General features: G+C 40.1%; 6 protein-coding genes and 15 tRNA genes. 20 read left to right on the plus strand and 1 reads right to left on the minus strand.

The features are described 5' to 3' along the window. The first annotated feature begins 98 nt into the window (after positions 1-98). From ACFQZ9_RS16160 to ACFQZ9_RS16255, 20 genes are all read left to right on the plus strand, one after another. A tRNA-Arg gene (locus ACFQZ9_RS16160) sits at positions 99-175 on the plus strand. Positions 176-179: 4 nt separating this feature from the next. After that, positions 180-256 (plus strand) — tRNA-Pro (locus ACFQZ9_RS16165). Between the two features lie 19 nt (positions 257-275). Then, positions 276-348 (plus strand) — tRNA-Ala (locus ACFQZ9_RS16170). Between the two features lie 19 nt (positions 349-367). After that, positions 368-444, plus strand: a tRNA-Met gene (locus tag ACFQZ9_RS16175). Between the two features lie 4 nt (positions 445-448). Continuing rightward, positions 449-525: transfer RNA gene (locus ACFQZ9_RS16180), tRNA-Ile, on the plus strand. Positions 526-543: 18 nt separating this feature from the next. After that, a tRNA-Ser gene (locus tag ACFQZ9_RS16185) sits at positions 544-636 on the plus strand. Positions 637-682: 46 nt separating this feature from the next. Further along, positions 683-756: transfer RNA gene (locus tag ACFQZ9_RS16190), tRNA-Met, on the plus strand. A gap of 3 nt (positions 757-759) precedes the next feature. Continuing rightward, positions 760-836: transfer RNA gene (locus ACFQZ9_RS16195), tRNA-Asp, on the plus strand. Positions 837-842: 6 nt separating this feature from the next. Then, positions 843-918 (plus strand) — tRNA-Phe (locus ACFQZ9_RS16200). Positions 919-951: 33 nt separating this feature from the next. Continuing rightward, a tRNA-His gene (locus ACFQZ9_RS16205) sits at positions 952-1,027 on the plus strand. Positions 1,028-1,033: 6 nt separating this feature from the next. After that, positions 1,034-1,107 (plus strand) — tRNA-Gly (locus ACFQZ9_RS16210). Positions 1,108-1,113: 6 nt separating this feature from the next. Continuing rightward, a tRNA-Ile gene (locus tag ACFQZ9_RS16215) sits at positions 1,114-1,190 on the plus strand. Positions 1,191-1,202: 12 nt separating this feature from the next. After that, a tRNA-Asn gene (locus ACFQZ9_RS16220) sits at positions 1,203-1,277 on the plus strand. Positions 1,278-1,280: 3 nt separating this feature from the next. After that, a tRNA-Ser gene (locus ACFQZ9_RS16225) sits at positions 1,281-1,371 on the plus strand. A gap of 12 nt (positions 1,372-1,383) precedes the next feature. Beyond that, positions 1,384-1,455, plus strand: a tRNA-Glu gene (locus ACFQZ9_RS16230). 903 nt (positions 1,456-2,358) lie between these two features. After that, the gene (gene glgB / locus ACFQZ9_RS16235; RefSeq protein WP_498944593.1) at positions 2,359-4,305 is read left to right on the plus strand and encodes a 1,4-alpha-glucan-branching protein; all 1,947 of its coding nucleotides are present in this window, start codon (positions 2,359-2,361) and stop codon (positions 4,303-4,305) included. Beyond that, positions 4,247-5,392, plus strand: coding sequence for a glucose-1-phosphate adenylyltransferase (locus ACFQZ9_RS16240; RefSeq protein ID WP_498944594.1), 1,146 nt, complete (start codon positions 4,247-4,249; stop codon positions 5,390-5,392). Before glgB ends, ACFQZ9_RS16240 begins: the two co-directional genes overlap by 59 nt. 22 nt (positions 5,393-5,414) lie before the next feature. Continuing rightward, the gene (locus ACFQZ9_RS16245) at positions 5,415-6,446 is read left to right on the plus strand and encodes a GlgC family sugar phosphate nucleotidyltransferase (RefSeq protein ID WP_498944595.1); all 1,032 of its coding nucleotides are present in this window, start codon (positions 5,415-5,417) and stop codon (positions 6,444-6,446) included. Then, complete coding sequence (gene glgA / locus ACFQZ9_RS16250) at positions 6,443-7,894, plus strand: glycogen synthase (protein ID WP_498944596.1); 1,452 nt, start codon at positions 6,443-6,445, stop codon at positions 7,892-7,894. Before ACFQZ9_RS16245 ends, glgA begins: the two co-directional genes overlap by 4 nt. Then, entirely contained in the window at positions 7,884-10,271 is a 2,388-nt protein-coding gene (locus tag ACFQZ9_RS16255; RefSeq protein ID WP_498944597.1) for a glycogen/starch/alpha-glucan phosphorylase, read from the plus strand. Before glgA ends, ACFQZ9_RS16255 begins: the two co-directional genes overlap by 11 nt. 211 nt (positions 10,272-10,482) lie before the next feature. Here ACFQZ9_RS16255 and ACFQZ9_RS16260 read toward each other — a convergent pair whose 3' ends face one another. Continuing rightward, a complete protein-coding gene (locus ACFQZ9_RS16260) occupies positions 10,483-11,412 on the minus strand; it encodes a prenyltransferase (RefSeq protein ID WP_498944598.1) in 930 nt (309 codons plus the stop codon). Between the last annotated feature and the right edge of the window lie 210 nt (positions 11,413-11,622).

The following is an 11,622-nucleotide window of genomic DNA, read 5'->3' on the forward strand; positions in this document are numbered from 1 at the left end:
TGGCGGAACTGGCAGACGCACAGGACTTAAAATCCTGCGGTAGGTGACTACCGTACCGGTTCGATTCCGGTCCTCGGCACCAAAGTTTTTTAAAATATGCGCCCGTAGCTCAATTGGATAGAGCGTTTGACTACGGATCAAAAGGTTATGGGTTCGACTCCTTTCGGGCGCGCCATTATCGGGAAGTAGCTCAGCTTGGTAGAGCACTTGGTTTGGGACCAAGGGGTCGCAGGTTCGAATCCTGTCTTCCCGACCATTATCCTTAATTATAATATGGGGTCTTAGCTCAGCTGGGAGAGCGCCTGCTTTGCACGCAGGAGGTCAGGGGTTCGATCCCCCTAGACTCCACTTATCTAAATAATATTTTGGCGGTGTAGCTCAGCTGGCTAGAGCGTACGGTTCATACCCGTAAGGTCGGGGGTTCGATCCCCTCCGCCGCTACCAAAAGGGACCTTTAGCTCAGCTGGTTAGAGCAGACGGCTCATAACCGTCCGGTCGTAGGTTCGAGTCCTACAAGGTCCACCATTAGATTTGATATATTACGGAGGAATACCCAAGTCCGGCTGAAGGGATCGGTCTTGAAAACCGACAGGCGGGTTAAACCGCGCGGGGGTTCGAATCCCTCTTCCTCCGCCATATGATTTTATCTTCAGCATAGAGTTTTAGCTTTAATTTCTATTATCGCGGGGTGGAGCAGTCTGGTAGCTCGTCGGGCTCATAACCCGAAGGTCGCAGGTTCAAATCCTGCCTCCGCAATTTGGTCTGGTAGTTCAGTTGGTTAGAATGCCTGCCTGTCACGCAGGAGGTCGCGGGTTCGAGTCCCGTCCAGACCGCCATATGTTGGCTCAGTAGCTCAGTCGGTAGAGCAAAGGACTGAAAATCCTTGTGTCGGCGGTTCGATTCCGTCCTGAGCCACCATTTAAACATTAGATTAATATGTTTCCTATTATGGCGGCTGTGGCGAAGTGGTTAACGCATCGGATTGTGGTTCCGACATTCGTGGGTTCGATTCCCATCAGCCGCCCCATAACATGCGGGTGTAGTTTACTGGTAAAACCTCAGCCTTCCAAGCTGATGTAGTGGGTTCGATTCCCATCACCCGCTCCAAAATATGGGCCTATAGCTCAGCTGGTTAGAGCGCACGCCTGATAAGCGTGAGGTCGATGGTTCGAGTCCATTTAGGCCCACCATATTTTAGTTATTCCGCAGTAGCTCAGTGGTAGAGCTATCGGCTGTTAACCGATCGGTCGTAGGTTCGAGTCCTACCTGCGGAGCCATATAGAGAAGTACCCAAGTGGCTCAAGGGGCTCCCCTGCTAAGGGAGTAGGTCGGGTGACCGGCGCGAGGGTTCGAATCCCTTCTTCTCTGCCATATAATTTAATCGGCCCCTTGGTCAAGCGGTTAAGACACCGCCCTTTCACGGCGGTAACACGGGTTCGAATCCCGTAGGGGTCATATTGTAAAGCTGATGATTTAGTTCATCAGCTTTTTTTATTTGAGGGATAGTTTTGAACGAATTATGCTGAAGAATTTTTTATAAGATGTTTTGTTAGATAGTTGCCATATGGCTGCCTACGCTGCATTTATAATGGGCACTTTATTTTACATCTTCCTTATTAAAATACTTTCCAGTTCCTCCCGTATACTTTCCGGTTTCAGCAAAATACTTTCCACTTAAGGGATTTACTATCCAATTAGCTCCAAAGGACAGTAAAACTGGACTGTAAGCGATAAAACAGGATGATTTGAAAAAGATTTTCCGAATTAAATACAACTTTATATATTGATTTGAATTTACTTTCTACTTTTCCAAAAATACTTTCCAGTTCCTCCCGTTTACTTTCCGGTTTCAGCAGATTACTTTCCACTTAAGGGGATTTACTATCCAACTAGCTTCAAAAGGCCGTAGAACTAGACTATAAGCTATTAAACAGGATATTTCATTAAAGATTACTCTGATTAGATACCACTTTATATATTGATTTGAATTTACTTTCCACTTCCTCCAAAATACTTTCCAGTTTTCATGACTTACTTTCCACTTTGACGATCGATTTATCTTCCACCTAAAACCGCAATACACTTCATTAATATTTTCATCTAGATACCTTCCGCTCATTAATTACGAAATGTAAACGCTGCCAAACAGAATCTTTTTTTAAGAGATTTCATCTGTTTTTGTCGAGAAGCGTTATTTTCTTTGTCTGTTATGGTCGAATTGTGTTGAAAAAGCAATCATTTTGGAATTTGATAATAGTTATTGTCAGAAAACATAAAAAAGTATTTCAACGAAAATACAATAATTACAATTATAATTGTACTTTGTAATACATATTTTCAATGGAGATGAGAAAAGCCATGGCAGTGAATACTTTTTTTCCTACTGACTACCAGTTGCATTTATTTCATGAAGGAAGCTTTTTTCAAGGTCACCAGCTTTTTGGCGCTCATATCTATAGAGATTCCGATAAAGTATATACACGGTTTTGCGTATGGGCCCCTAGGGCACTAGAAGTGAGGCTAGCTGGAGATTTTAATAATTGGAACGGTAAGGGATATGAACTACAAAAAGTGAACGATGAAGGTATTTGGATTCTCATTATGGATCAGAACCTTGAAGGATGCCTTTATAAATATGAAATTATTACAGAGAAAGGTGAGGTCATCAAAAAGGCGGATCCATATGCATTTTATTCAGAGCTTCGGCCGAATACTGCGTCAATTGTCTATTCATTAGACGGCTATAAATGGCAGGATGAGCAGTGGATGAATCAGAGGAAAAAACGAAATTTCCTGTCAGAGCCTTCTGTTATCTATGAAGTTCATCTAGGGTCTTGGCTAAAGAAGCAGGATGAAGAATTTTTATCTTATAAGGAATTGGCTACAGAACTTCTTCCCTATGTTCTTGAACATGGGTTCACACATATTGAGTTGTTGCCCCTTGTTGAACATCCACTTGATGCTTCTTGGGGATATCAAGGTACAGGTTATTATTCTGTAACTTCAAGATATGGTAAACCGGAAGATTTCATGTATTTTATTGACCAGTGCCACCAGCAAGGAATTGGAGTTATTCTTGACTGGGTACCAGGGCATTTTTGTAAAGATGCACATGGTTTATATCAGTTTGATGGTTCGCATGTCTATTCCTATAGTCATGTACGTGATCGGGAGAACCCGGTATGGGGGACAGCTAATTTTGATTTAGGTAAAGCTGAAGTGCAGAGCTTCCTAATTTCAAATGCCTTTTTTTGGATGCAATACTACCATATTGATGGTTTTCGAATTGATGCGGTTGCCAATATCATTTATTGGCCGAATGCCGATGGGAAAAGTGAAAACCCATATGGGATTGAATTTTTAAAGAAATTGAACAAAGAAATCCACGAATATGATCCATCCTTCTTGGTGATTGGAGAGGACTCAACCGATTTTCCTCGTGTCACCACACCGGTTTGTTATGGAGGATTAGGCTTCGATTATAAATGGAATATGGGCTGGATGAATGACATGCTTGAATATATGGAGACACCCCCTTATTCTCGTTCAAAAGTCCATTCAAATGTATCCTTTTCGCTTTTATATGCATTTTCAGAAAACTTCATGCTTCCATTCTCACACGATGAAGTTGTCCACGGGAAAAAATCATTATTAGACAAAATGCCGGGTGATTATTGGGAAAAGTTTGCTCAATTACGACTATTACTGGGCTATATGTACGCCCACCCTGGAAAGAAACTGTTATTTATGGGATTTGAACTGGGGCAATTTTCCGAATGGAAAGATAAAGAACAGCTTGATTGGAACTTGCTGGAGTATGACATGCATCAAAAAATGAATGTGTATGTTAAAGAATTAACAAAGTTTTACAAACGTTCAAAACCTCTTTTTGAATTAGACCATCTTCAGGACGGATTTGAATGGATTGATGTAGATAATCATCATCAATCAATCTTTTCTTTTATCCGAAAAGGCAAAAAAGTGGAAGAGTCATTAATTATTATTTGTAATTTTACAGGGGTTGGTTATGAAAATTATCGGATTGGTGTTCCGTCCCCTGGAGAATATCGAGAAATTTTTAATAATGATTACGAAATATTCGGCGGTGCCGGATGGATGAATAAAAAGAAAATCATCTCTAAAGAGGAGCCATTTCATGGCAGGGGATATTCCGTTGAAGTAACCATTCCACCATTTGGATTCCTCATCATTAGACCTGTTAAAAAGCGAAAGGAGCGAAAAGGAAATGGGAAAGAAAAAGTGCGTAGCCATGCTATTGGCAGGAGGGAAAGGAAGCAGACTTAATTCTCTCACAAAGGACCTTGCAAAACCGGCTGTACCTTTTGGGGGGAAATACCGGATTATTGATTTTCCGTTAAGTAACTGCTCCAATTCAGGTATTGATACCGTTGGTGTTTTAACACAATATCAGCCATTACTGCTCAACTCGTATATTGGAATTGGCAGTGCCTGGGATCTTGACCGTAAGGATGGCGGGGTAACTGTTTTACCTCCATATAGTGAATCATCTGAAGTTAAGTGGTACACAGGTACGGCTAGTGCGATTTATCAAAACTTAAATTATCTTAAGCAATACCAGCCGGAATATGTGTTAATTCTTTCCGGAGATCACATCTATAAAATGAACTATGAAAGCATGCTTGAATATCATATTGAAAAAAGGGCGGATGTCACGATATCCCTAATTGAAGTGCCATGGGCAGAAGCCAACCGTTTTGGCATTATGAGTACGAATGAGGATATGAGAATTACAGAGTTTGAGGAAAAGCCAAGCAGTCCTAAAAATAATCTTGCTTCCATGGGCATTTACATTTTTAGCTGGAATATACTGAAAGAATATTTGGAAATGGATGAAAGAAATCCTCATTCCAGCCATGACTTTGGAAAGGATGTTATTCCCTTATTACTGGATGAAAAGAAGAAACTGTTTGCCTACCCATTTAAAGGATACTGGAAAGATGTAGGTACGGTCCAAAGCCTTTGGGAAGCCAATATGGATTTATTAAATGATAAGTGTGAATTAGATTTATTCGATCTTGACTGGAGAATTTATTCAGTTAATCCGAATCAGCCACCACAATATATTGCTCCAAATGCCACCGTAAAAGAATCACTTATCAACGAAGGCTGCACCATTGAAGGTGAGATTGAAAAGTCAGTTCTATTTCAAGGGGTAAGTGTGGGGCAAGGGTCAATTATAAAAGAATCAGTCATTATGCCTGATGCAATTATTGGTAATAATGTCCTGATTGAAAAGGCAATTGTTCCAAGTGAAGTTACGGTTCCGGATGGAACAGTCATTCGTTCGTTTGAAGATGAAATTATCCTTGTGACAGAAGAAATGTTAAGTGGGTTATATCCTGCGTTTTAAATAAATAAGGAGGGAATAAGGTTTGAAAAGAAGGCTATTAGGAGTAATTGACGCAACAACCTATCATGAAGATTTAGAGGACTTAATTACACACCGCTCACTTGCAGCCCTGCCTTTTGGCGGGCGTTATCGAATGATTGATTTTATTCTTTCCAACATGGTTAATTCCGGAATCCGCAGCGTGGCGATTTTTCCGAAGCAACAATACCGTTCATTAATGGACCATCTAGGATCAGGAAAGAATTGGGATCTAAATCGAAAACGAGATGGACTGTTCTTTTTTCCTTCGCCCATTCTCGAAAATGATCAAAACAAGGTCGGTTCATTTGATCATTTTGCGGCTAATATGGACTATTTTTATCGCAGCACCCAAGAATACGCGATTATTGCTAATTGCTATACTGTTTTTAATATGAACTTTAAACCTCTTTTGGATTGGCATATCCGTTCAGGTTGTGATATCACAGAACTCCATCACAAAGATGGCCAGCCGATGGAGATTTACTTAGTAAAAACCTCCCTGCTTATGAAATTAATTGAAACTAGAAATGAAACAGGGTATACCTGTATGAAAGACGTTGTTCGGGATATTCATCATGAATACACAGTCTGCCACCATGTATATGATGGATATGCAGTAATGATCGATTCATTCCAAAACTATTATTCTACGAGTATGGAAATGTTAAACCCGGCTGTTTGGAAGCAGTTATTTTTAAAAGACCAGCCAATTTTAACAAAGGTAAAGGATGAGCCGCCATCGAAATATATTAAAGGCTCAAGCGTAAAAAATACGATGATCGCCAATGGCTGCTTAATCAACGGTACGGTTGAAAATAGCATTATCTCTAGGGGCGTTAAAATTGGTAAAGGATCAGTTATCAAAAACTGTATTATCATGCAGAAGTGTCAAATCGAGGATAATTGTTACCTAGATTCGGTGATTTTAGATAAAGATGTCAAAGTTCAGGCTGGAACTCAATTAACGGGTACAGCTCAGAATCCATATGTTATTCGTAAAGGTACGAAACAAGGAGTGTTGATTAATTCGTGAAAGTTTTATTTACAGTTTCTGAGTGTGGTCCATTTGTAAAATCTGGAGGGCTTGCCGATGTTGCAGGCTCTCTTCCAAAAGAATTAAAGAGTCTTGGTACAGATGTTAGAGTGATTCTTCCTAAATATGGTACAATCTCTGATGAATTTAAGAAGGAAATGAAAAAAATAAAAGAATTTACTGTTCCGGTAGGCTGGAGAAATCAATATTGTGGGATTGAGGAGCTTGTATTTCAAGGACTGACCTTTTATTTTGTGGATAATGAATATTATTTCAAACGAGAAAGCCTTTATGGCTTCTTTGATGATGGAGAAAGATTTGCTTTCTTTAATCGGGCTGTGTTAGAAACCCTATCACACCTTGATTTCTTTCCAGATGTCCTCCATTGCCATGACTGGCATACAGCGATGATTCCTTTCCTTCTTAGAAAGGAATATTATCAACGAAAAGGGTACGGTAAAATCCGCACTGTCTTTACGATTCATAATCTTCAATTTCAGGGAATATACGCAAATGAAGTACTAGAGGATCTATTCGGAATGGATCGAGAATCTATCGATTTAGGACAATTGGAGTTTTTCGGAAATGTTAATTTTATGAAAGCTGGTCTTGTTGCTGCCGATAAAATTACAACTGTTAGCCCTACGTACAAGAAGGAAATACAAACACCAACATATGGGGAAAAGTTGGACGGTTTACTTAAAACGAGAGAAGAAGACATTTTGGGGATCCTGAACGGAATTGACGAAGATTTTTATAATCCGGAAAAAGATCCATTTTTATATCAAACCTATACGGCTAAAAATCATGAGAAAAAGGCAGTCAATAAACGGGAGATTCAAAAGCTATTTGGGCTTCCCCAGTCTTCAGGAACCCCTTTAATGGTGATGATTTCAAGGCTGACAAAACAAAAAGGGCTTGACCTTGTTAAATGCGTTCTTAGAGAAATCCTGCAAGAGGATATACAGGTCATTATTCTTGGAACAGGTGATTATGAGTTTGAGGAGTATTTCAGACAGGCCGCAAGGGTTTATCCTGAAAAGCTAAAGGTTCATACAGGATTTAGTGAAGAGCTTGCCCATAAGTTATACGCTGCGGCGGACCTATTTTTAATGCCATCCCTATTTGAACCTTGCGGGCTGGGGCAGCTTATTGCCATGAAATATGGAGCCATCCCGATTGTCAGAGAAACTGGCGGATTGAATGATACAGTTCAAGCCTGGAATGAAACAACAGGTGAAGGAAACGGCTTCTCATTCAGCCATTTTAATGCACATGACATGCTCTATACCATTCAGAGAGCCCTTCATTTTTACCGTGATGAGGCTGTTTGGCCAAAGCTTGTAAAGCGGGCAATGGAGATGGATAATAGCTGGGCACAGTCAGCATTCAGATATAATCAACTCTATGCAGAGCTCATCTCAAGGAGTGAAACTCATGTTTTCTAATAAAACCGAGTTTAAAAGAACGTTTTTAAAAAGAGTTGAGATGGTGTGCGGGACTAGTTTTGCTGAGAGTACGGAGCAGGATCATTTTCAAACCCTTGGAAATATGATTCGTGAATATGTAAGCAATGATTGGATTAAAACAAATGAACGATACCGGGAAACGAAGGGAAAGCAGGTTTACTATCTCTCCATCGAGTATCTTCTTGGAAAACTTTTACGACAAAATTTAATCAATCTTGGTATCGAAAATGTGGTCCAGAATGGGCTGCAGGAACTTGGGATTGATTTAAGCGAGTTAGAAGAGTTTGAAGCGGATGCAGGATTGGGAAATGGTGGCTTAGGAAGGTTAGCCGCCTGTTTTCTAGATTCCCTCGCCTCGCTTAATCTCCCTGGCCATGGATATGGAATCCGTTATAAACACGGGTTGTTTGAACAAAAGATTGTCGACGGATACCAGGTTGAACTTCCGGAACAGTGGCTTCGGAGCGGTAACGTTTGGGAAATTCGAAAGGCAGATTTAGCAGTTAAAATTCCTTTTTGGGGGAAGGTAGAATCCAAAACTGAAAATGGCAGGCTTCTGTTTCAGCATTTGAATGCTGAAACCATTACTGCCGTGCCCCATGATATGCCGGTAGTCGGCTATAACACTGACACCGTCAATACATTAAGGCTATGGAACGCTGAGCCTTCACAATTTCCAATCCACCATGATATTTTAAGGTACAAAAGAGAAACAGAGTCTGTTTCGGAATTTTTATATCCTGATGACACACATGATGAAGGAAAAATTTTACGACTAAAGCAGCAATATTTTTTAGTTTCTGCGAGCCTTCAATCCATTATTAAGTCCTACCGCCAGCAGCATAGCAATTTAACCCAACTTCATGAGCATGTTTGTATCCATATCAATGATACGCATCCTGTTCTCGCTATTCCTGAATTGATGCGGATATTAATTGATGAGGAGTCATTTGACTGGGACGAGGCCTGGTATATTACCAGAAATACGATTTCCTATACCAATCATACCACCTTGACGGAGGCCTTAGAGAAATGGCCACTCAGGATTTTCCGCCCATTGCTTCCACGGATTTATATGATTGTAGAAGAAATCAATGAACGTTTTTGCAAAGAACTTTGGGAACGGTATCCAGGCGATTGGAATCGCATTGGGAAGCTTGCGATTATCGCTGATGATCAGGTGAAAATGGCTCATTTAGCCATTGTCGGAAGCTTCAGTGTGAATGGTGTTGCTAAACTCCACACAGAAATTCTAAAAAATCGGGAAATGAGTCAGTTTTATCAATTGTTTCCGGAGAAATTCAACAATAAAACGAATGGAATTGCCCACCGGCGCTGGTTATTAAAGGCAAACCCAAAATTATCGAGTTTGATTACGGAAACGATTGGTACTAATTGGACACAAGCACCGAATGAATTAGTTCGGCTAAGCGAATATGAGAATAATACATCTTTCCTTGAACGGTTAGCGAGGATTAAAAAGGATAATAAAGAAAGACTTGCAGAAATCATCCATGATAAAACAGGAGTGGCAGTTGATACGAATTCTATTTTTGATGTGCAGGTAAAAAGACTTCATGCGTATAAGCGGCAGCTCCTCAATGTTTTACATATCATGTATCTTTATAACCAAATTAAAGAGGATTCAAGTTTTTCGATGGTTCCAAGGGTGTTTATATTTGGTGCAAAAGCTTCACCGGGTTACTATTATGCAAAGAAAATCATTAAACTAATTAATACGGTTGCTGAAAAGGTCAATCATGATCCAAAAATCGGTGATCGTATGAAGGTCATTTTTATGGAAAACTACCGCGTTTCATTAGCGGAGAAAATTTTTCCGGCTGCAGATGTGAGTGAACAAATTTCTACAGCGAGTAAAGAAGCTTCGGGAACAGGAAATATGAAATTTATGATTAATGGAGCCCTTACAGTAGGGACACTGGACGGTGCTAATATTGAAATCCGTGAATTAGTAGGGGATTCCAATATCTTTACTTTTGGACTTGCTGCGGATGAAGTACTGCATCATTACCAACATGGCGGCTACCAGTCCCTTGAATATTATCATCATGATTGGCGGATTCAGCAGGCCGTTGATCAGCTGGTCAATGGATTCTTTCCGGGAGTATATAATGAATTCGAACCGATATTCGATTCTTTACTAGAGGAGAATGATCAATATTTTGTTTTAAAGGACTTTGCCTCCTATGTGGATATCCAGAAAGTAATTGGCAATACCTTTATGGATCCACTTAAGTGGCAAAAAATGAGCTTAGCAAATATTGCAAATGCCGGCTATTTTTCTAGCGACCGAACGATTCGAGAGTATGCAGATGATATTTGGGGCATTAAGTAATAGGCTGTATTAAAGTATAATGTTAATTTTTGAACAACGTTGATTGGAGTGGAAGGCACGAAGACTCCTGTGGGAGTACGGGACAGGGGAGACCCCACAGGAGCGAAGCGACGAGGAGGCTCCCCGAACCGCCCACGGAAAGCGAAGTGCCTGGAATGGAAATCAACCACCAGGTTAAAAAGGGAGACCGATAATACGGCCTCCCTTTTATTTATGAAAAAAAGTGTCCAATAAAGATTCCGACTGCTAATAAAAATCCAAAGATTGTATTCGTTTGAGCTGTAGCTTTCATGGCCGGTGCCATTTGAATAGGCAAGGTGTTTTCGATAAATCCCTTTGTTGCTTTGATTGCTTTTGGTGCACTTATTATAACAATTGCCACCCAGGCAGGAGTGACTCCGGCAACAATCAGAGCGATCACCCAAAGGTAAGAGAATGTAAACATCCCGGCAAGTAAAAAAATGGCTTTTTTCTTTCCTAAAAGAATGGCAACCGTTTTTCGGCCGTTTTTCTTATCTCCATCAAGGTCACGAATGTTATTGGATAGCATGATTTCACCAACAAGAACCATACTAGGAACAGAAACAAGAATACTGGTACTATTAACTGTACCGGTTTGAATAAAGAAGGATATTAAAATAATTAACATTCCCATAAAGAAACCAGAAAAAATCTCTCCAAATGGAGTATAAGCAATTGGGAAAGGCCCTCCAGTATAAAAATATCCGATTGCCATACAAATCAATCCAACTAAAGCAAGCCACCAGCTGCTGTTTGCACAAATATATACTCCTAATAATAAAGCAATCCCATAAAAACCAAAGGCAAGATTTAAAACGGTTTTTGGTTTAATTCCATCACGGACGATTGTACCGCCAATTCCAACCGATTCCTCATTATCTAGGCCTCGTTTGAAATCAAAATACTCATTAAACATATTGGTTGCTGCCTGTATTAACAAGCTGGCAATCAGCATAGCAATAAAAAGTCCCACGTGAATTTTTTGATATTTAAGTGCTAGTGCTGTCCCAAGCAGGACCGGTACAAAAGATGCCGTTAGCGTATGGGGACGGGTCATTTGCCACCAAACCTGAAAACCACGATTTGATTCCACAGCTGAACGCTGTAAATTTGGCTGCATATTTAATCTCTCCCTTTTAAAATTTTATCTATATTCCAAGCTTAATTTCTAATAGGACCAACAATCTTTCCAAATACTAAGTGTAAGAAAACAAAGAGTCAGTGTCAATGGAATTTTATTAGTTAGCCTAGCAGATAATACCTGTTTGATTGAAAAGATAGGTTAGATAACATCAGGAAATCCCTGATTTTACTGTTTTTATACGAAAAA

Source organism: Neobacillus sp. GCM10027624 (assembly GCF_042675345.1).
Classification (GTDB): Bacteria; Bacillota; Bacilli; order Bacillales; family Cytobacillaceae; genus Neobacillus; species Neobacillus cucumis_D.